Source organism: Pseudomonas sp. GW821-FHT03C07 (genome assembly GCF_059420925.1).
The window spans coordinates 650,162-671,194 of the sequence record NZ_JBWKUQ010000001.1 but is presented as its reverse complement, the minus strand read 5'-3'; the positions used below and the strand labels follow the sequence as shown (position 1 = coordinate 671,194).

Annotated in this window: 19 protein-coding genes; 13 read left to right on the top strand and 6 right to left on the bottom strand. The window is 58.3% G+C overall.

Going from position 1 to position 21,033, the window contains the following annotated elements; genetic code table 11:
• The first annotated feature begins 212 nt into the window (after positions 1-212).
• From AC07VG_RS02935 to AC07VG_RS02915, 5 genes are all read left to right on the top strand, one after another.
• Positions 213-530 carry a DMT family transporter gene (locus tag AC07VG_RS02935; protein ID WP_495020435.1) on the top strand — a complete coding sequence of 106 codons (318 nt, stop codon included), beginning with the start codon at positions 213-215 and terminating at the stop codon, positions 528-530.
• A gap of 513 nt (positions 531-1,043) precedes the next feature.
• Positions 1,044-1,826, top strand: coding sequence for a transporter substrate-binding domain-containing protein (locus AC07VG_RS02930; RefSeq protein ID WP_495020434.1), 783 nt, complete (start codon positions 1,044-1,046; stop codon positions 1,824-1,826).
• Between the two features lie 58 nt (positions 1,827-1,884).
• Complete coding sequence (locus tag AC07VG_RS02925) at positions 1,885-2,613, top strand: ABC transporter permease (RefSeq protein ID WP_495020433.1); 729 nt, start codon at positions 1,885-1,887, stop codon at positions 2,611-2,613.
• Positions 2,610-3,320: an ABC transporter permease gene (locus tag AC07VG_RS02920; RefSeq protein WP_495020432.1), complete on the top strand. Its 711-nt coding sequence runs from the start codon at positions 2,610-2,612 to the stop codon at positions 3,318-3,320. Before AC07VG_RS02925 ends, AC07VG_RS02920 begins: the two co-directional genes overlap by 4 nt.
• Before the next feature lie 102 nt (positions 3,321-3,422).
• Positions 3,423-4,184, top strand: a complete 762-nt coding sequence (locus AC07VG_RS02915) for an ABC transporter ATP-binding protein (RefSeq protein WP_495020431.1) — start codon at positions 3,423-3,425, stop codon at positions 4,182-4,184.
• Between the two features lie 48 nt (positions 4,185-4,232).
• On the opposite strand, the gene AC07VG_RS02910 is transcribed toward AC07VG_RS02915, so the two are convergent.
• The gene (locus tag AC07VG_RS02910) at positions 4,233-4,871 is read right to left on the bottom strand and encodes a LysE family translocator (RefSeq protein WP_495020430.1); all 639 of its coding nucleotides are present in this window, start codon (positions 4,869-4,871) and stop codon (positions 4,233-4,235) included.
• A 62-nt stretch (positions 4,872-4,933) separates the two neighbouring features.
• Complete coding sequence (locus AC07VG_RS02905; protein ID WP_495020429.1) at positions 4,934-6,439, bottom strand: efflux transporter outer membrane subunit; 1,506 nt, start codon at positions 6,437-6,439, stop codon at positions 4,934-4,936.
• Between the two features lie 88 nt (positions 6,440-6,527).
• Between AC07VG_RS02905 and AC07VG_RS02900 the strand changes: the two genes are divergently transcribed.
• The 4 genes from AC07VG_RS02900 (at position 6,528) to AC07VG_RS02885 (ending at position 12,046) form a co-directional block, all read left to right on the top strand.
• On the top strand, positions 6,528-7,148 hold the full coding sequence (locus tag AC07VG_RS02900) for a TetR/AcrR family transcriptional regulator (protein ID WP_495003465.1): 621 nt from the start codon (positions 6,528-6,530) through the stop codon (positions 7,146-7,148).
• A gap of 178 nt (positions 7,149-7,326) precedes the next feature.
• Complete coding sequence (locus tag AC07VG_RS02895) at positions 7,327-8,448, top strand: efflux RND transporter periplasmic adaptor subunit (protein ID WP_495020428.1); 1,122 nt, start codon at positions 7,327-7,329, stop codon at positions 8,446-8,448.
• Entirely contained in the window at positions 8,445-11,531 is a 3,087-nt protein-coding gene (locus AC07VG_RS02890) for an efflux RND transporter permease subunit (RefSeq protein ID WP_495020427.1), read from the top strand. Before AC07VG_RS02895 ends, AC07VG_RS02890 begins: the two co-directional genes overlap by 4 nt.
• Before the next feature lie 176 nt (positions 11,532-11,707).
• A complete protein-coding gene (locus AC07VG_RS02885; protein WP_495020471.1) occupies positions 11,708-12,046 on the top strand; it encodes a YbiU family protein in 339 nt (112 codons plus the stop codon).
• On the opposite strand, the gene AC07VG_RS02880 is transcribed toward AC07VG_RS02885, so the two are convergent.
• From AC07VG_RS02880 to AC07VG_RS02870, 3 genes are all read right to left on the bottom strand, one after another.
• A complete protein-coding gene (locus AC07VG_RS02880; RefSeq protein ID WP_495003468.1) occupies positions 12,003-12,932 on the bottom strand; it encodes a sugar ABC transporter substrate-binding protein in 930 nt (309 codons plus the stop codon). The genes AC07VG_RS02885 and AC07VG_RS02880 overlap by 44 nt on opposite strands.
• A gap of 100 nt (positions 12,933-13,032) precedes the next feature.
• Positions 13,033-13,821: a TIM barrel protein gene (locus AC07VG_RS02875; RefSeq protein ID WP_495020426.1), complete on the bottom strand. Its 789-nt coding sequence runs from the start codon at positions 13,819-13,821 to the stop codon at positions 13,033-13,035.
• The gene (locus AC07VG_RS02870; RefSeq protein ID WP_495003470.1) at positions 13,818-14,840 is read right to left on the bottom strand and encodes a Gfo/Idh/MocA family oxidoreductase; all 1,023 of its coding nucleotides are present in this window, start codon (positions 14,838-14,840) and stop codon (positions 13,818-13,820) included. The genes AC07VG_RS02875 and AC07VG_RS02870 overlap by 4 nt, the downstream gene beginning before the upstream one ends.
• A gap of 210 nt (positions 14,841-15,050) precedes the next feature.
• Between AC07VG_RS02870 and AC07VG_RS02865 the strand changes: the two genes are divergently transcribed.
• A complete protein-coding gene (locus AC07VG_RS02865) occupies positions 15,051-17,039 on the top strand; it encodes a sigma-54 interaction domain-containing protein (RefSeq protein WP_495020470.1) in 1,989 nt (662 codons plus the stop codon).
• Between the two features lie 34 nt (positions 17,040-17,073).
• Here the strand turns inward: AC07VG_RS02865 and AC07VG_RS02860 are convergent, their stop codons facing one another.
• Positions 17,074-18,123 (bottom strand): substrate-binding domain-containing protein, encoded by a 1,050-nt coding sequence (locus AC07VG_RS02860; RefSeq protein ID WP_495003471.1) that lies wholly within the window; start codon positions 18,121-18,123, stop codon positions 17,074-17,076.
• 180 nt (positions 18,124-18,303) lie between these two features.
• On the opposite strand from AC07VG_RS02860, the gene AC07VG_RS02855 reads away from it, so the two are divergent.
• From AC07VG_RS02855 to AC07VG_RS02845, 3 genes are read left to right on the top strand one after another with little or no spacing between them, the layout of a single operon-like run.
• A complete protein-coding gene (locus AC07VG_RS02855) occupies positions 18,304-19,416 on the top strand; it encodes a fatty acid desaturase family protein (RefSeq protein WP_495020469.1) in 1,113 nt (370 codons plus the stop codon).
• Positions 19,417-19,452: 36 nt separating this feature from the next.
• Positions 19,453-19,773 (top strand): MocE family 2Fe-2S type ferredoxin, encoded by a 321-nt coding sequence (locus tag AC07VG_RS02850; RefSeq protein WP_495003472.1) that lies wholly within the window; start codon positions 19,453-19,455, stop codon positions 19,771-19,773.
• Positions 19,774-19,791: 18 nt separating this feature from the next.
• Positions 19,792-21,033, top strand: a complete 1,242-nt coding sequence (locus AC07VG_RS02845; protein ID WP_495020425.1) for an NAD(P)/FAD-dependent oxidoreductase — start codon at positions 19,792-19,794, stop codon at positions 21,031-21,033.

Below are 21,033 nucleotides of genomic sequence, written 5' to 3'. Positions count from 1 at the left end.
GAGGCATCCCTCATACCGAGGGCTTCAGTTTGAGGTGTGAAGCACCGCTGAAACATGGGTCTTTATGGTTAACCCTCTTTGCCCCCCCCGTACCAGGGGGCTTTTTTTGAAGTTGATGGAATCACATCATCTGAGCTGTCCAAGAGGGGCTTAACGCGATAAATGCCAAATCCGTCCTGGTTGCACCGGACTTTTTCATTGGAGGGCCATACATGGCTTGGGTGTGTTTGATTTTTGCGGGATTGCTTGAGGTTGTTTGGGCTTTTTCGATGAAGCAATCTGAAGGCATGACGAAGCTAGGACCGACCATTGTTACCTTGGTAATGGTGGTAGCCAGTTTTGCACTTCTGTCATTTTCGATGAAAAGCCTGCCGCTCGGTACGGCCTATACAATCTGGACAGGCATTGGTGCAGTGGGTGCGTTTGCCGTCGGTATAATGCTATTGGGCGAGCCCGCCAGCCTTATGCGTGTGATCGCTGCTATTTTAATCATCAGCGGTCTTGTAATGATGAAACTGGCTTCGGCTTAAGGTTTTTCATGGTTATCTCTGATTTTCTCTAGGTCAAGCGTGAATCAGCTAGATAAGAGTTGGCCGCGCGATCTCACTATCCTTCCTGGTTATTTATTTATCGTCGGCTTTCAAAATGAGTGCATTGCGCATGTCCGATGACTCCAGTCCCTTGAAGCGTTAATAACGCTCATCATTCAATAATATTGAATCAAGCAAAATGCTCTCTGTGGTGAGCATTTTGCTCACAATATTGATCGGTTTGCCATATTTGGGCTGGCGGTGCATTGGCGTAGTATTTCAGTATCCAAACAGGAGAGTGAGGTCCTTGTCGTGACTGAATAAAAATATGACGCAATTAGTCGGCTGCTGAACGCTCAAAAAAGTGCGTGCCAACTACCTGTGAATGGGTGGGGCGCTAATAAAATACGACCGTCGTCTCACGGGCTAAAGTAGTCGCCAATAATACTATGGTCAATGCTGTCAAATTGTTAACTGCCCTTAAATCAAATTACAATATCTAGGGATTCTCATATGATTTCGCTTCGAAAGCTCTCCGTGTTAGTGCTTCTTCCTCTGTGCGCCGATGTCGCGCTGGCCAAGGAATACAAAGAACTGCGGTTTGGCGTTGATGCCTCTTACGCACCGTTCGAGTCCAAAGCGGCCGACGGCAGTCTCACGGGGTTTGATATCGATCTGGGCAACGCAATCTGCGCCGAACTGAAGGTCAAGTGCACATGGGTCGAGAGTGATTTTGACGGCACGATTCCAGGCCTGAAGGCCAACAAGTTCGACGGTGTGCTCTCTTCCATGACGGTGACCCCAGCACGCGAGAAAGTTATCGATTTCTCGACTGAGCTGTTCTCTGGGCCAACTTCTTACGTGTTCAAGAAAGGTTCGGGCCTGAGCGAGGAGGTCACTTCGCTCAAGGGCAAGAGTGTAGGCTACCTGCAAGGCAGCATCCAGGAGGCCTATGCCAAAGCCGTTCTGGACAAGGCCGGCGTGAAAACCCAGGCCTATCAGAACCAGGATCAGGTGTACTACGACCTGACTTCTGGCCGTCTCGACGCAGCGATCCAGGACATGCTGCAAGCCAAGCTGGGCTTTTTGAATTTGCCACAAGGCGTCGATTACGAAGTCAGCCCGCCAGTTGATAGTGAGCTGCTGCCAGCCAAAACAGCTATCGGTATCTCCAAGGGCAACAAGGACCTCAAGGCCTTTTTGGATAAAGGCATCCAGGCGTTACACGATGACGGTACCTACGATTCGATCCAGAAAAAGTACTTCGGCGATCTGAATCTCTACAGCGGCAAGTAAGGCCCCGGTGCCCGTCCCCCGGGACGGGCGCTTTTTTATCGCTATAGGTCACTGAATCATGTTCGAAATACTGTTACAGACGCTCGGGCTCTCCATGTATAGCCTGAAGGGTTTCGGTCCTCTGTTGCTGGAAGGCACCTGGATGACCGTCAAGTTATCGATACTATCGCTGATTTTGAGCGTTCTGCTCGGCCTGATCGGCGCCAGTGCCAAACTCTCCAGTGTCAAACTGCTGCGGATCCCGGCTCAGCTCTACACCACAATGATTCGCGGGGTGCCGGACTTGGTACTGATGCTGTTGATTTTCTACAGTCTGCAAACCGGGTTGACCGTTGTCACCGTGGCGCTGGACTGGGAATACATTGAAATCGATCCGTTCGGTGCGGGGGTCATCACCCTGGGCTTTATCTACGGAGCCTATTTCACCGAGACCTTTCGTGGGGCGATGCTCGCCTTGCCCCGTGGGCAGTTGGAGGCAGCCACTGCCTATGGCTTGAGCCGCGCTCAGCGTTTTCGCTTCGTGGTCTTCCCACAGATGATGCGTTTTGCTCTGCCAGGCATCGGCAATAACTGGATGGTGATCCTCAAGGCCACTGCGCTGGTGTCGATCATCGGCTTGGCGGATTTGGTCAAGGCTGCTCAGGACGCCGGTAAAAGCACCTATCAACTGTTCTACTTCCTGGTGCTGGCCGCGGGTGTCTATCTGCTGATCACCAGTGCATCAAACTATGTCCTGCGGTGGCTCGAACGGCATTACGCAACCGGTTCCCGGGAGGCTGTACGATGATTGAACTCTTGCACAATTACTGGAAGCCTTTCCTGTATAGCGACGGCTACCACATCACCGGCCTGGCCATGACCCTGTGGTTGCTCAGCGCCTCGATCCTCATCGGTTTTCTGGTCTCGGTGCCGCTGTCCATTGCCCGGGTTTCATCCAAGTGTTACTTGCGCTGGCCGGTGCAGTTCTATACCTATCTGTTTCGCGGTACGCCGCTCTATATCCAGTTGCTGATCTGCTACACCGGGATCTACAGCCTGGCCGCGGTCCGTGCGCAACCGGTGCTCGATATGTTCTTCCGTGATGCGATGAACTGTACCGTCCTCGCGTTTGCCCTGAACACCTGTGCCTACACCACGGAGATCTTCGCCGGAGCGATTCGCAATATGGCCCACGGCGAAGTCGAAGCCGCGAAGGCCTATGGCCTGACGGGCTGGAAGCTCTATGCCTATGTGATCATGCCTTCGGCTCTGCGCCGCTCTTTGCCCTACTACAGCAACGAAGTGATCCTGATGCTGCATTCGACCACGGTGGCCTTCACCGCAACCGTTCCGGATATCCTGAAAATCGCTCGCGACGCCAACTCGGCGACCTTTTTGACCTTTCAATCTTTTGGCGTTACCGCGCTGATCTACCTGATGGTCACCTTTGCGCTGATCGGTCTGTTCCGCATCGCCGAACGTCATTGGTTGGCTTTTCTGGGCCCGGCTCACTAGGGGCTTGGCACTCCCTATGGCTGGATCAGGCCACGGACTTTGTTGCCGGTTGTGACGCCTACGCAACCGCGACCCATTTTCCCTTAGAGGATGATTGCGCACATGTACAAATTGACCGTTGAAGACCTGCACAAAAGTTACGGTAACCACGAAGTGCTCAAGGGCGTTTCTCTGAGCGCCAAAACCGGTGATGTCATCAGCCTGATCGGCGCCAGCGGCTCGGGCAAAAGCACCTTCTTGCGTTGCATCAACTTTCTCGAAACCCCCAATGACGGAGCCATGAGCCTGGACGGCAAGTCGATTCGCATGGTCAAGGACCACCATGGCATGCACATGGCCGACGATGCCGAGCTGCAACGCCTGCGCACCCGTCTGGCGATGGTGTTCCAGCACTTCAACCTGTGGGGCCATATGACTGTGCTGGAAAACATCACCATGGCCCCGCGCCGGGTGTTGGGTGTCAGCAAAAAGGATGCTGAGGAGCGTGCTCGGCGTTATCTGGACAAAGTTGGTCTGCCGGCGCGCGTGGCGGAGCAATACCCGGCGTTCCTTTCCGGCGGCCAGCAACAGCGGGTGGCGATTGCTCGTGCACTGGCCATGGAGCCGGAGATCCTTCTGTTCGACGAACCTACTTCAGCACTGGATCCGGAGCTTGTCGGGGAAGTCCTCAAAGTCATACAGAAGCTGACTGAGGAGGGGCGCACCATGCTGATGGTCACGCACGAAATGGGTTTTGCGCGACAGGTTTCCAGCCAGATACTGTTTTTACATCAGGGCCGAGTCGAGGAGCAGGGCGGGGCAGAAATTCTGGAGAATCCACACAGCGAACGCCTCCAACAATTTCTGTCCAATGGGCTGAAGTGAGAAAAGCTGACAATGGATGCGAAGAGAAAAAATACCGCTTCGCCTCCATTAGGTCCTCGTTAACAACAGCTTAAGCCCTGCAGCTCCGAAAACCATTGCAAGCGAACCTTCAATCCATCGGCGCGCACGCCGGTAAGCACGAATCATGGGCGCAGTTGAGAAGGCCATTGCATAGCCGCAGAAGATGGTGATGCTGAGTACCGCGCAGCCCGCCAAAATGAGGGAAACTGTCCATTGCGAAGCTTCTGGGCCCAAGCCAAGCGTCATGGTGGCGACCCAGCCAAGGAGTGCCTTGGGGTTGGTCAGATGCATGAGCAGGCCACGTTGGTACAGCTTGAAGCCGGTTATTTTAGACGATTGGGTAGCAGCACCTTTCTCAAGTTGCTCATCGGTCTTGAGTGCAGAACGAGCAGCTTTGAAACCGAGGAAAAGCAGATAAGCTCCCCCCAAAACCTTCATGACAATCAGCGCTTTCGCGTACTCGGCCAGGACAGCAGATATGCCCGTGGCGGCAAGGGAGCCCCAGAACAGTGAGCCGCTCACCACTCCTGCCGCCAAGCATAGGGCGGCTTGCCTGCCTTGCTGCATGGCAACCCCCATGATGCGCATATTGCTCGGCCCTGGACTTGCCGCACCGATGACGTAGACCGTGAAAACCAGCAATAGATGATGAAAATCAGCTGACATGCATAGCCTCGTTGAAGGATGAGTGACGGCGAGGGCACTATAGATATTACCGACCTGTCTGGTCAATATAATGACCTTTGTGAGTGTTCCGTGATCGGTCGAGCCAGGTTGGTGTTGCGTTCTTCGCGACTTTTGTCGCTCTTCCAGCCGCCTCCCAATGCATTGAATGTGGCCACTGCAGCGCGAGCCGATTCGGTTTGTGCCTGTGCTCTACCGTCAGATGCCGCTAACAGGTGCTCATCGGCGTCCAGCACTTCGATCAGGCTGATAACACCTTTTTGATACGCGGCAAACGACGTCGCTCGGGCTTTCGCATAGGCAGACTCGGCCTGGGCGAGCTTTGTCGATTGCTGCTTGCGGTTGACCAGCGCCGAAAAAGCGGTTTCGACGTCCTCGGTGGCCCGTAGAGCTGACTGGCGGTAAGCGGCTAACGCTTCCGCTTCCTGGCCTTTCGCCAAGTCAATCTGGGCGTTGATGCGGCCAAAATCGAACAGTCTCCAGCGCAATCCCAATACCGTCGAGGCCTGGCTGGCGCCGTTGCTGAACAGATTTGCGCTGGAGACCGATGTGGCGCTGCCTAGCAAGGCACTCACGGAGAGTTTGGGGTAATACTCGGAAATGGCTTCGCCAATGCGGGCGCTGGATGCCGCAAGGCGGCGCTCAGCGACGATCAAGTCAGGGCGCCGGCGTAGCAGGTCGGCCGGAGAGCCCATTTTGGCGAAGCTTGGCACATCGGGTATACGCGCCGGCTCAGTCAACTGCGCGCTGTAAGTGCCCGGTGGTTTGCCCAACAATACATCCAAGGCATTCATCGCCGCGTCGAGGCTGGCTTGCAGTACCGGTACGGTTGCCTGGGCTTGATTCAGCGATCCTTGGGTCTGGTTCAATTGCAGATCAGCAACCAGTCCTTTTGCGTAGAGGTGTTCAAGGGTAGTGAGCAACTGTTGGCGAGTCTCAACTTGCTGTCGGGCAATTTCCAAGCGTGCCTGCAGGCCTCGGACGCTGAGGTAAAGGTCTGCGGTCTGCGCCACCACTGCCAGGCGTATGGCAATTGCTCCGGCTTGCGATGCCTGATAGTCGGCGAGGGCGGCCTCTTTGCCCCGGCGCAGCCCACCAAACACATCCAGCTCCCAGCCTGCATTCAAGTCCGCCTCGTAGGCACTCCCGTAGCGATCATAGGAAGGGTTTGAGTTCAGCACCTGACCTAGCGGTGTCTCTACTGACTGACGGGCCCGGGCTGCTTGAGCATTGACGGTGGCCGATGGCAAAAGGGCGGCGTTGGCTGCGCTCAGACCTGCACGAGCCTGCTTGATCCTTGCAGTTGCCTGGGCCAAGTCGAGATTCTGTTCAAGCGCTCGATTTATCAGTTGGCTCAGTACCGGGTCATTGAACGTGTTCCACCAAGCGGCTAGATCGGTTGTTGTAGCACTCGCCTGTTGTGCTTTGGGTGTTTGAGTCGAGAAATGCTCGGGCAATTCCATAATGGGTTCTGAGTAGTCGGAGCCCACTGTGCAGCCCGCAACCATACCGAAACACAGCAAGGCGGCGAAACGAAGAGGAGGGTACATGCGATACCTTCGGAATGGTTGGGTATGTGACCATATTACAATTTGGTCACTTGTTGTCAATCACCCTTTGGGTGAGTAAGCTGATCGCATGAACCCGCCATCAATATCTTCGCCCAGCGCCCGTGGCCCAGCCGATCACGACATTCGAGACCAGATTGTTGCGGCGGCCAACGAACATTTCAGTCAATACGGTTACGGTAAAACAACGGTCTCCGATCTGGCCAAGGCCATCGGTTTTTCCAAGGCTTACATCTACAAGTTCTTTGATTCCAAACAGGCGATTGGTGATGCCATCTGCGCACATTGCCTGGAGCAAATCGTCGCGACGGTGGAACAGGCGATCAATGCGGACGCCATCTCGCCGACCGAGCGCTTTCGGCGCTTGGTCAAAACCCTGATCGTTACAGGTGTGAACCTGTTTTTTAACGACCGAAAACTCTATGACATCGCAGCGTTCGCCGCGTCGGAAAGCTGGCCCAGCTCGCAGGTCTATGACGCACGTATCAAGCACTTTGTGTTGCAAATCGTGCGTCAGGGGCGAGAGCTTGGGGAGTTTGAACGCAAGACACCGTTGGATGAGACAGTCGAAGCGATACATCTCGCTCTACGGCCCTTCATCAACCCTTTGTTGTTGCAGTACAACCTCGATTTTGTTGAAGAGGCCCCTTCGCTCATCTCCAATCTTGTTCTGCGTAGCCTGATGCCTTAAGCGTTGCAGCTGGCAGATGTGTTGCGCACCCGTGTCAGCGCGCGCGTCTGAAAAATCAGATATCAAACCACTCTCGGTTGCCCTGATCTGCAGGGCGACTATCATTTGCCTGGATTGTGACTATTGACATAAATGGTCACTTGAATAAGCATGGTGCATCCGCTACCGAGAGGTCTCCATGATCCAGCGCCATTACAGATTATTTATTTTCATTGGTTTGTTGCCGTTTGCCCTGGCTGCATGCAACGAAGCCATGCCTGCAGATCCTCGTCTCCAAGTGCCCTTGGTGCGTATCGGTGTGGTTCAACCTTCCGCGCCTGCGTCACGGGTGTTCACCGGTATCGTCGCTGCCCGAGTTCAGAGTGATCTCGGTTTTCGAGTGCCAGGGAAAGTGTTGGAGCGCTTGGTGGATACCGGACAGAGTGTCAAGCGCGGGCAGCCACTCATGCGAATCGATGCTAACGATCTGACGCTGACCGCACGGGCACAGCAGGACGCCGTACTGGCGGCCTTGGCTCGGGCCCGGCAGGCCTCTGATGATGAGCTTCGCTACCGTGATCTGGTATCTGTCGGAGCGGTGTCCGCTTCCACTTACGCAGGAATTAAAGCGGCTGCCGACTCGGCGAAAGCCCAACTCAACGCGGCCCAAGCCCAGGCTGATGTGGCGAGAAACGCGACGGGTTACTCGACGTTATTGGCTGATGCCGACGGGGTTGTGGTGGACACCTTGGCGGAGCCGGGGCAGGTGATTGGCGCAGGTCAGGTGGTGGTGCGCGTTGCCCATTCAGGACAACGCGAGGCAGTGATCCAGTTACCCGAGACGCTACGTCCTTCGTTGGGTTCGTCGGCGACGGTTGAGCTCTATGGGCAGAGCCTAAGTGCAGGCAGCGCGCGTTTACGCCAACTATCCGATTCAGCTGACCGACAGACCCGAACTTTCGAAGCGCGTTATGTGTTGGAGGGGGTACTTTCCAAGGCGACGCTGGGCTCGACGATCTCAGTGGTGATAGCTGATGCGGAGGTTGCCGATGCCAGGGAGTTGCAGGTGCCCATGGGGGCCCTTTACGACGCAGGTAAAGGTCCGGGCGTCTGGGTGGTCGGGGGCGAGCCGGAGCGTGTGGCCTGGCGACCGATCACGGTTCGCAGTCTGAACAATGAAGCCAGCGTGCGCGTGATGGGTGATTTGCAGGTGGGGGATCGTGTCGTTGCATTGGGCGCTCACCTGTTGAGTGAGGGAGAGCAGGTCAGGACTGAAACGGCAATGACCCTTCAGCCACCCGTGGCCGAGGTGCGTCGATGAGCGGGTTCAATTTGTCCGCACTGGCGGTGCGCGAGCGCTCAATCACCCTGTTCTTGATCCTGCTTATTTCTGTGGGTGGGCTGTTTGTCTTCTTCAAACTGGGACGTGCGGAAGACCCCGCATTCACCATCAAGCAAATGACGGTGGTGACAGCCTGGCCTGGGGCAACGGCTCAGGAGATGCAAGACCAGGTGGCGGAAAAGCTGGAAAAACGCATGCAGGAACTGCGTTGGTACGATCGGACCGAGACCTTTACCCGGCCCGGCTTGGCCTTCACCACGGTTTACCTGCTCGATAGCACACCGCCCTCCGCTGTTCAGGAGGAGTTTTACCAGGCTCGCAAGAAAATCCTGGATGAGGAGAAAGGGTTGCCGTCCGGGGTAATCGGGCCGATGGTCAATGATGAGTATTCCGATGTCACCTTCGCTCTTTATGCGCTAAAGGCCAAGGGTGAACCGCAACGCTTGCTGGTGCGCGAAGCCGAGGGCTTGCGCCAGCGTTTGCTGCATGTAGCGGGAGTGAAGAAGGTCAATATCATCGGTGAACAGGCCGAGCGCATTTTCGTCGAGCTGTCCTACGAGCGTCTGGCGACACTGGGCATTTCCGCACGAGACATCTTCAGTGCGCTGAACACGCAGAACATGATGACTCCGGCCGGCTCGGTTGAAGCCAAGGGCCCGCAGGTTTTCATTCGTCTGGATGGTGCATTTGACGATCTGCAGAAGATTCGTGATACCCCACTGACGGTGCAGGGCAGAACCCTCAAGTTGTCCGATGTGGCCGAGGTCAAGCGCGGTTATGAGGACCCGGCGACGTTCCTGGTGCGTAACAACGGCGAGCCTGCATTGTTGCTCGGCGTGGTCATGCGCGATGGCTGGAACGGCCTGGATCTGGGGAAGTCGCTGGAAGCCGAGGCTGCAGCGATCAATGAGCAAATGCCCTTGGGCATGAGTCTGACCAAGGTCACGGACCAGGCGGTGAACATTGGGGCGTCCGTCAACGAGTTCATGCTGAAGTTCTTTGCCGCGCTGGGCGTCGTGCTGCTGGTGTGCTTCCTCAGCATGGGCTGGCGCGTCGGCATTGTGGTCGCCGCGGCAGTACCGTTGACCCTGGCCGCGGTGTTCATTGTCATGGCGGCCACAGGCAAGGATTTTGACCGAATTACCCTGGGCTCGTTGATTTTGGCGCTGGGGTTGCTGGTCGACGATGCAATCATTGCCATCGAGATGATGGTGGTGAAGATGGAGGAGGGCTACGACCGGATCAAAGCCTCGGCTTATGCCTGGAGCCACACGGCCGCTCCGATGTTGTCGGGTACGCTGGTCACGGCTATCGGCTTTATGCCCAACGGCTTTGCCAAGTCGACGGCCGGTGAGTACACCGCCAATATGTTCTGGATCGTCGGTATCGCACTCATCACCTCCTGGGTCGTGGCAGTGGTGTTTACACCCTACCTGGGCGTCAAACTGCTGCCGCAGCTCAAGGTGCCCGAGGGTGGTCACACCGCCATTTACGGTACGCCGAATTACCGGCGTTTCAGGCGCCTGCTGGGCGGCGTTATCCGCCGCAAAGGCCTGGTGGCTGTCTGCGTCGTAGGCTTGTTCATTGCTGCGATTCTGAGCATGGGCGTGGTGAAGAAGCAGTTCTTTCCAACTTCCGACCGACCCGAGGTGCTGGTTGAGGTGCAGATGCCTTACGGCACGTCGATCGAGCAGACTGATGTCGCCACAGCCAAGGTCGAGGCGTGGTTGGCAACGCAGCCGGAAGCCAAGATCGTCACCGCTTACATTGGTCAGGGTGCACCGCGCTTCTACCTGGCCATGGCACCTGAGTTGCCCGATCCTTCGTTTGCAAAAATCGTCGTACTGACCGCGAATCAGCAAGAGCGTGAGGCACTCAAGCTCCGACTCAGGCAAGCCGCCGCCGATGGCTTGGCGCCTGAAGCCCGGGTGCGTGTGACGCAGTTGGTATTTGGTCCTTATTCACCTTTTCCGGTGGCTTTTCGGGTGGTGGGTGCGGATCCGGCGGTGTTGCGTAATATCGCCGCGCAGGTGCGTGAGGTGATGACTGCCAGCCCAATGATGAGAACCGTCAACACGGACTTGGGTGAGCGCGCACCGGCACTTCATCTCACGCTGGATCAGGATCGTCTACAAGCGTTCGGCTTGACCTCGACGGATGTCGCGCAACAGCTGCAGTTCCTGCTGGTGGGGGTGCCTGTTACCGAGGTGCGTGAAGACATTCGTTCGGTTCAGGTGGTCGCACGCTCTGCCGGAGAGACGCGTCTGGATCCGTCGAAAATTTCCGCCTTCACGCTGACCGGCGCCCAGGGGCAGCGAGTGTCGTTGTCCCAGGTAGGGGCGGTCGATGTTCGGATGGAGGAGCCTATCCTGCGACGTCGCGATCGTACGCCGACCATAACCGTACGCGGTGATGTGGCCGAAGGTCTTCAGCCTCCCGATGTCTCCAATGCCGTGATGGCGCAGTTGCAGCCGCTCATTGAAAAGTTGCCCGTGGGCTACCGGATCGAGCTGGCTGGTTCCATCGAGGAATCAGACAAAGCGAACAAGGCATTGCTGCCGTTGTTCCCGATCATGATCGCGCTGATGTTGCTGACCATCATTATTCAGGTGCGTTCGATGTCGGCCATGATGATGGTTTTCGCCACGGCGCCTTTGGGTCTGATTGGTGTGGTGCCGATTCTTCTATTGTTTCAGCAGCCGTTCGGGATCAACGCCTTGGTTGGACTGATTGCGTTGTCAGGGATTCTGATGCGCAACACGCTGATCCTTATCGGACAGATTCACGCCAATGAGAAGTTCGGTCTTTCGCCTTATGACGCAGTGGTTGAAGCCACTGTTCAGCGTGCGCGGCCGGTGATTCTCACGGCGCTGGCGGCGATGCTGGCATTCATTCCGCTGACTCACTCGGTGTTCTGGGGAACGCTGGCCTACACGCTGATCGGCGGCACCTTTGCCGGCACAGTGCTGACACTGGTGTTCCTGCCGGCGATGTATTCCCTCTGGTTCAAGATCAAGCCCGAGCCTGCACATGAGCTTGCTGCGAACACTCACGTTGCTTGATGGCTGAGTACCTGGATCGCCTTCATCCGTTTCTGCTACCCACGTTCAGTGATTAATCATGGAGTCATAATAATGAAAAAATAATCCTCAAGACTTCCCTTGGCCTCGCTGCAATGCTTGCATCCGGGCATTTGTTTGCGAGTGGTTTTGCCATCAACGAACAAAGTATCAGCGGTATGGGGACTGGATTCTCAACGGTTTCGGTACTTCTGTCACCTACCGCTTCTGAGTGGTTGCGCGGTGCCGAACACCCGACAACCACGCTTGGCAAAAATTTGCACGGTGACATGCCCGCGGCGCCTATGTGCCCGAAAAACCTGCGTTACGCCGAGGAGGTGTTCAGGGCGTTCGAGCAGGGCGTGCCCCCTGACGATTTTCCTCGTGAAGATTACGAAAAGGCCTGGGAGGCGCGTTTCACCGTAGAGCGCCTGAACGCGCTGGGACGTGCCGGGGTTGGGTTAGCATTCGACGCTATTTATAATGTTGCTCAAACATGGCCACCTGTTCCGGCGTGATCAGCTGAAAGGGCACCCAGACATCCGTCTCGACCGGCTCGCCCTTGATCATTTTGATGGCCGCTTGCAGTGCGACGCTGGCTTGGGCCTTGGGGTCTTGAAAGACCGAGGCGACCAGCATCCCGCGCTTGATCGCCGCCAGTCCGTCAGGCAGGCCGTCGATGCCGACAATGGCTATTTCACCCTTGGCTTTACCGGCTTGCTGCAGTGCCATGGCGGCGCCGATGGCCATCTCGTCATTGTTGGCCACGATGGCGTCAAAGCGGGTGCCGGCCAGCAGCCAGTTGCTAGTCAGGTCCATGCCTTTGTTGCGCTGCCATTCAGCCGTTTGTTGTTCGACGATCTTGATGTCGGGATAGTCCTTGAGCACCTGTTTGACGCCTTCGGTGCGGTCATGCGTGGAGTTTTGCGCCAGGTCGCCCATGATGATCGCGAGGGTGCCCTTGCCCCCCAGCTTTTTCGCCAGATAGCGCATCTGCAGCTGTCCGGCCTCAATGTCATTGGACGCCACCGTGACCACGCCTTTGGGCAGGACACGTTCGTCCGGGTGACGGTTGACGTAGACCAGCGGGGTCTTTGCCTCGACGGCGGCGCGGGTCACGTTGGCGGTGGCGGCGGTGTCCACGGGCAAGACGATGACCGCGTCTACCTTCTGATTGAGAAAGTCCTGGACCTGATTGAGCTGGCGCACCACGTCGCCCTGGGCATCCTCGAACTGGATCTGGACGTTTTCCTTTTTGGCGGCGTCTTCCAGGCCGCTGCGCACATAGGTCATGAAGTTGTCGTCAACCCTGGCAATGCTGACGCCGATACGATAGCTGGAGGCAGCGGCCCATTGGCTGAAGAGTAATAACAGGGTGGCAAAAAGCACTGTGCAACGACGCATGATGGTTTTCCTTTTGTTGTTATGAGTTGAAGCTCATCAAGATCAACCGTGAAGGTTGGTGGCGCGCTTTGAGTCAACGTCCGAGCGCGCCGCAGGCTCCTCAATCCAGCGTGAACGCCTGTCGGAAGCGTTCCAATGCCGCTTCGCTAGCGCCGCTGGCCCAGCTCTCGAGCCCGACAACACCGGTGTATCCCATGCCGAACAAGGCTTTGGCAATGGCTGGATAATGGATTTCGCCGGTGCCGGGTTCCATGCGGCCGGGGACGTCGGCGACCTGGATTTCCCCGATGGCGCTGCCGGCGCGTCCGATCAGTTCGATCAGGTTCCCTTCGCCGATTTGGGCGTGGTAAAGATCCAGGTTCATCTTCAGATAAGGGCTGCCCACGGCCTCGATCAGTGCCAGGGTGTCGTCGGCGCGAGCAAACGGAGTGCCGGGATGGTCCACTTCGGTGTTGAGGTTTTCCAGCAGGAACACCCGGCCGGCGTCTTCGCCCAGGCGCGCGATTTTTTCCAGGGTCTTGCAGGCGCCCAACCACATGCGGCCCGTGGTCTGGGCCACGGGTTTGACCGGTAAGCCCTGGTCGCCCAGGCCAGTGCCGTGCAGGTTGAGACTCGGGCAATTCAATTGTGCGGCGACAGCCAGCGATTCCCGTGCGCTGTCAAGCAGGTGCTGGATGTCCTCGGGATCGGTCAGGTTGCCCGAGATGTAGCCGGTCATGGAGGTGAAGTCAGCGCCGGTGGCGACCAGGGCCGCCATGTCTTTCGTCGTCCAGTCCCAGATTTCGACACTGAAACCCAGTGCGTGAATCCGTTTGACGCGCTCGGTGAATGGCAGGTCGAGGAAGACCATCTCGGCGCTGACCGCCAGTTTGAACGGTGTGAAACTCATGAGCGGGCTCCTTGCACACGCACCGGTTTGCCCTGCTGGAAGGACTCGATGCAGGCGCGGGCAATCGCAAGTGCCGCTCGGGCATCTTCGCCGCTGGCCAGTGGTTTTTCGCCAGTGCGCAGACAATCGACAAAGTGGTTGAGCTCGGCCACATAGGCGTCACGCAGCAGGTCAGTGTCCAGGCGCTGGGTGTCGGCCTGGATACCATTGGCCAGATAGCGAACCAGGTCAGAGTCATTCACGCCGCCCATGGTCAGCATGCCTGCGCTGCCGAAGACTTCGCCCCGAACGTCGTAGCCATAAACTGCCTGGAAGTTGGCCTCGGCCGTGGCGATGGCGCCGTTATCAAAACGTATCGTGACCACAGCGGTGTCCAGAAATCCTTTGCTCTTGTAGTCCGGTGCAATCAGCGCATCGGCCATGACGAACACTTCGACCGCTTCGGCGCCGGGGTTCAGGTAGCGCAGGGTATCGAAGTCATGAATCAGGGTTTCAAGGAAAATCACCCACTGTGGTGAGGCGGCCGGATTGTTCAGCGCCGGGTCGCGAGTCAACGAGCGCAGCAGTTGCGGCTTGCCGATACGGCCGGCGACCACATCCAGGTGCGCAGCCCGGAAGCTTTTGGCGAAGCGGCGATTGAAGCCGACTTGCAGTGTCACTTGGGCGTCGGCAGCGGCAGCGATGGCGCGGTCGGCTTCGTCCAGGGTGATGGCCATGGGTTTTTCACAGAACACCCCTTTGCCGGCCCGGGCGGCGCTGATCACCAGTTCGGCATGGCTGCGGGCCGGGGCGGCGATCAACACGCCGTCAATGTCCGGGTCATCGAGCAGTTGCTGTGGATCGGTATAGACCCGCTGTACACCCAACTCTGCCGCCAGGCGAGAGGCCTGGCCGGGTGTCGGGTCGGCGATGGCGGCCAGACAAGCGCCAGGAATGTGCCGGGCCGCGGTCAGGCCGTGAAAGCTGCCCATGCGGCCGGCGCCGATAAGGCCGAGGCGGAGGGTCTTGGATGCACTCATGAATGACTCCCTTTTATTGTTGTTCAATGATTCGACAGCAGGAATGCCCTCGCTGGTACAAGGCAGTCAGCAAGTGCTGTGCCAATATTTAACTTATTGATATTTAACGAGTTAATTTGATGTCGTTGAAATAAGTGTTCATTCCTGTGACATGTCTATACTGACATGTCGAAAATATGAACATAGGAGCGGGACGTGAACCAGCAGCCAATGGCCTTCAGCGTGCAAGACCTCGATTACATCACCGCGCTCGGTCCTGCGTCGTTGAGCGAAGGACCGATCGCTGCGTTGGAGCAGGCCTGGCAGGCGTGTTTGATGGGGCGCACCGATCGACCCGCCGGGGTTCGGCAGGTGATCTGGGATTCCTGGCTGCGCAGCGTCAGTGCCGGCCTCGATCCTGAAGATGGCGAATATCGCTTTGTCGCCCCTGTCGATCTGGCCGCAACGCTGGCGGCCAATCGGGTGTTGATCATCGCGGCGGCGGAAGTTATGCGCGGATTGCTGGCATACAACCCCAGGGGCCATATCAACCTGACCGATGCCGAAGGCACGACGCTGTATTTCTGCGGCCTCGATCTCACGCCGGTGGGCAGCCGCTTGCTGGAGTCAGTGCAGGGCACCAATTGCACGGGGCTGGCGATTGCCGAAGACCGATTGGTATATGTGTTGGCCGAGGAAAATTTCGGGCTTGGCCTGCGCCGGCGGCGCATGCATTGTGCCGCCGCGCCGATCCGAGATGCCCAGGGCCGGACGCTGGCCATGTTGACCCTGACCGCAGAGCCGGGCTGGTTTCATTTTCACACCCTGGGCACTGTGCAGGCGGCGGCCGAGGCGGTCTCGCGGCAGATGGCGCTGCAGGCCTTGCTGGAAGAACAGCAAACCGTGCTTGAAGTGCTCAACGAGGGATTGGTGGTGCTGGATGAGCGTGGCTGCATCAAGGCACTCAACCGCTATGCACGGCAATTGTTTCGCGTGGGTCGGGACCTGCTGGGCAGTCCGTTCCAGCATCTGGGCCAGAGCGAACTGACCGACGAGATTTTGCGACGTGGCGGGGAAGGGCTGCGGGATCTGGATTGCACCTTTGAGCTGCATGATCGCAGTCACCTGGCGTGCCTGGTGTCCGTATGCTCGCTGGAGCAGGGCGGGCGCATTGTTTCGTTACGGGAGAACCGACGCATCCGGGAAATTACCCGGCGGATCATCGGCACTCAGGCCAGCTACACCTTTGAAACCATTCAGGGCAGTTCGCGAGCGATTCAGGACGCCTTGCACCTGGGGCGGATCGCCAGTCGCAGTGACTCGACCACGCTGATCCTCGGTGAAAGCGGCACTGGCAAGGAGCTGTTCGCCCAGGCGATCCATAACGCCAGCGACCGTTGCAGCGGTCCGTTTGTGGCGGTCAATTGCGGGGCGATTCCGCGAGACCTGGTGCAGAGCGAACTGTTCGGGCATGTAGAGGGCGCCTTCACCGGATCGGCCCGTGGCGGCTCGGCCGGGAAGTTCGAATTGGCCGATGGCGGAACGATCTTTCTCGATGAAATCGGTGACATGTCCTTCGATGCCCAGGTCAGCCTGCTGCGCGTCTTGCAAGAAGGCGAGGTGACGCGGGTGGGCGCGAAAAAATCCCGGCAGGTGAATGTGCGCATCATCGCCGCCACCCACCGCAACCTGAGTCAGGCGGTGGCCAATGGCGCGTTCCGCGAGGATCTTTACTACCGGCTCAACGTACTGAACTTGACGGTTCCGCCGCTAAGAATGCGCCGGGAGGATGTGCCGTTATTGGCGCGACATTTTCTCAGTCGTTGCGCTCGGTCGTTGCGCAAGTCGGTGCAAGGCTTCTCGCCAGAGGCGTTGGATATCCTGTCGGCTTACCATTGGCCAGGTAATGTTCGTGAGCTGGAAAATACCATTGAGCGCGCGACCAATCTGTCGGTGACCGAACTGATCCAGCCCGGAGATCTACCGCTCGAAATCAAGCAGGGCGTGCGGCCTTCGGCGCGGGGAGGTGTGCCTGAACCCCGGGCGGCCCTGGATCTCGGCGCCCATGAAATGAACGCGATCATCGCGGCCCTCGAGGATTCCCGCGGCAACATCCGCCTGGCCGCCAGACAGCTGAATGTTTCTCGTGGTGGGCTGTACAACAAGATGAGTCGGTACGGGCTGAGTGCTGATACTTTTCGGTCGGGGCCGGGCCTCTGACGGGCTGACTGGACCTGGCTCCCTCGCTACAGGTTCAGCTTCGAGCGTTCTCTGAGGTCAGGATTTGCAGTGGAATGTGGATTCGATGCCGCACCGGATCGAAGTCGGACGTGGTTTGCAGTTCAATCAGCAGGTCGATCAGCGCGGTTGCCAGCAATTTCGGCTGGGAGTCGATGACCAGGCTGATCAACCCCTGCGCCAGGGCCTTGCGCGACAGCTCGGTCGATTCCTGCAGGATGCAGCACAGCGACGGCCGCTTCGGCAGTTGCGACAGGGCGCTGATAATGCCGTCGCCACCACCGCCGACCACGCACAGCCCTCGCAGGTCGTCATGCCGCGCCAGCAGGTCCAGCGTCGCCTCTTCGGTGATGTCGTTGTTGTCCAGATTGATCACCGCTTCCAGCGGCCGCAACCCCGGTGCGCGTTCCGCCAGGTAACTGCGCAACCCCTCGACCCGCGCCTGATGACCGAGGAAGCGGTGGCCGCCGAGCAGCACCCCGACACTGCCTTTGCGCGCGCCACAGGTGTGAGCCATCAGCCAGCCCATGGTGCGCCCGACCTCATGATTATCCTGGCCGACGTAAGGCTCATCCGCGGCTTCATAAATGTCGGAGAGCAGCGCAATCACCGGCACGCCGGCGGCTTTGATCTGAGCGATGGCGGCCTGGATCAGCGGATGCGCGAAGCTGACCACTGCCAGGCCGTCGCACTGCACCGCCAGCTGTTCGATTTGAGCAATGATCGCGCTGGGTGTGCGATCGAAGACGTACTCGAATTGCAGGCTCAGGTTGACGCCCGCCTGGCGCTGCGCCGTCTCGGAGATGGCGGCAGCCACGTTACCGTAGAACGCCTGGGCGGTGCCAAGCAAGAGGATGCCGAAACGGTAGCTGGGACGACATTCGCGGATCCGCTGGCCGATCAGCCGGGCGGCGAAATAACCGACCGCTTCAGCGGCCTGAAACACTTGTTCGGCGGTCGCCGGGTTGACCGGCGCCCTGGCGTTGAGCACCCGGTCCACGGTGGCGACACTCAAGCCCGCGTGTTCGGCGACGGTGGCAATGGTTGGGCGTTTAGTGGTGTTCATGGCAGGCCCCGCGGCGCCTTGATAGAAAACTATCAAGCTTCAATGGGCCTGGATGATAGCTTGATAGGAAATGTATTCAAGGGCTTGAGGGTAATCAGTGGGCTCTCTATCGTTTCTCACAACGATGTGATCCCGCGTCGAAAAGTGCCCAAAACCATCAAGCTTGCGGAGAACAATAAAATGCCTGAACAACACGCAGCCTTTGAACACCCCGATAAACCCGGGCCTCGGGATTATCGATTGATCGGTCCGGAAGCCGCCAAGGCGGCGCAAAAAGGCCTGGTGTCAGCCCGCTGGTACCAATCACCGATTTCCCGTAAACGCATGAAGGAATTGATGCAGCGCCGCGACGGCCCGGCCTTGCGCGACACCGCCATCTGGTTGCTATCGATGGTCGTCACTGGATTCGGGGGGTACTGGTTCTGGGGCTCCTGGGCCTGCATTCCGTTCTTCTTCGCCTACGGGGTGCTCTATGGCACCGCATCCAATGCTCGTTGGCACGAAACGGGTCACGGCACGGCGTTCAAAACCCGCTGGATGAATGATGCGGTCTATCAACTGTCGAGCTTCATGTTCATGTTCGAACCCCATGTCTGGCGTTGGAGCCACGCCCGGCACCACACCGACACCATCATCGTCGGTCGCGATCCGGAGATCGTCGAGCCGCGTCCGCCCAGCCTGATCAATATGGTGCTGAGCCTGTTCAGGATGCCTTACGCGATCAAGACGATGTGGTCAGTCTGCCGGCATGCAAGCGGACGGATGGCGGAAGAAGAGCAGACCTTCATCCCCGAATCCGAGTGGCCCAAGGTCTTTACGGCGGCGCGTATCTGGCTGGTGATTTATGGACTCACCGTAGGCGCGGCGCTGTATCTGCAGAGCTGGTTGCCGCTGATGTTTATCGGCCTGCCAACCCTGTACGGCGGCTGGCTATCCTACCTGTTCGGCCTGACGCAGCATGTCGGCCTGGCCGAGGACGTGCTCGATCACCGCAGCAACTGCCGCACCATTTACATGAACCCGCTGCTGCGTTTTCTGTACCTCGACATGAACTATCACCTTGAGCATCACATGTATCCGATGGTGCCGTTTCATGCGCTGGCGCAGCTTCACGAAGAAATCCGTCACGACTGCCCGCCGCCGTACGCCGGCCTGTTTGAGGCTTTCAAGGAAATCCTCCCGACCATCTGGAAGCAGCGCAAAGACCCGACGTATTTCATCCGTCGCCCTTTGCCACAACGCGCAACGCCGGCCACCAGCGCCCAGTCAGAAGCTGACGCAACGCCGGCCTGACACCTTCCCGGTTTGACCACTACACGAGAAAGCACCATGACCGATCAATGGATCGACGTCTGCGCCGTGGGCGAAATAAATGAAGAAGATGTCATTCGTTTCGACCACGGTCCGCACACCTATGCCGTCTACCGCTCCGCCGCCGACGAGTTCTTCGCCACGGCGGGCCTGTGCACCCACGAATCCATCCATCTGGCAGATGGCCTGGTGATGGACCATGTCATCGAGTGCCCCAAGCACAACGGGCGTTTCGACTACCGCTCCGGCAAAGCCCTTGGCGCGCCGGTGTGCGTCAACCTCAAGACCTATCCGGTCCGGGTCGAGGCGGGGCGTGTCCTGCTCGCCATTACGGTTTAACTGCACGGAGTCTGTGCCATGAATTCTGCCAATGCTCCACTGGTCATCGTCGGCGCCGGGCATGCCGGTGGCCGCGCGGCGCTGACCCTGCGCGGCGAAGGTTATCGCGGTCGCCTGATTCTGATCGGCGATGAGTCCCACCCGCCTTATGAACGTCCGCCGCTGTCCAAGGGGCTGTTGCAGGGCACGATAGATCTGGCGGGTTGCAGCCTGTGCGACAAGGCTCGGCTCGCTGAACTGGACATCGAGCACCTGGCTGGCAACCCGGTGAAAAGCCTCGATCCGCAGCAATATCGATTACAGCTGGCCGATGGCAGTTGGTTGCATTACACCCGCCTGTTGCTCGCAACCGGGGGCAGGGCGCGACTGTTGCCCTCGGTGCCGGTGCATCTGCCCAACGTGCTTTATCTGCGAACCCATGACGAAGCCATGGCACTGCGCGCTTCGCTACGACCCGGCGCTCGATTGGTGATCATCGGCGGCGGCTTTATCGGACTCGAAGTCGCCGCGACCGCCCGTGCCCTGGGTTGCACGGTGACCTTGCTCGAAGCCGGTCCGCGCCTGGCGGGTCGAGTCCTGCCGGAGCGATTGTCCAGTGTCCTGCTGGAATTGCATCGCCGTCAGGGCGTGGATGTCCGACTGAATGTAGCCATTGAAACGGTGCTGGGCGCCACTCGCGCCGAGGTGGTGCAACTGGTCGACGGCCAGTTGTTGCCCTGCGATCTGGTCGTGGTGGGTATTGGCATGCAACCCAACACCGAGTTGGCCGTGGCTGCCGGGCTTGAGGTCGGTCAGGGCATTCGCGTCGATGCACGGTTGCGCACCAGTGCACCGGACATCTTTGCGGCAGGTGACGTCTGTGAATTTCGCCTGCATCCGCAAGGGATTTTCCAGCGTCAGGAAACCTGGCGCAACGCCGAAACCCAGGGCCGTCTTGCCGCCCTGAACTTGCTGGGTGGTGAGCAGCCCTACGACGTCATTCCCGGCTTCTGGTCTGATCAGTACAACTGGGGACTGCAAACCTCGGGCGTAATCGCAAACACTGAATCGACGACGAGTCGGACAACCCCGGAGGGCGGTTTTCTGTTGTTCTACCTCGATGCCGAGCAACGTCTGCTAGGGGCTTGCGGCTGGGGCCAGGGCAATAGCATCGCCAAGGACATCAAGTTGTGCGAGCGGCTGATCGCCAACCATAGCCCTCTCTCGGTGGTTGCTTTAGCCGATGCCGATGTATCGCTCAAACAACTGCTGAGGAACTGA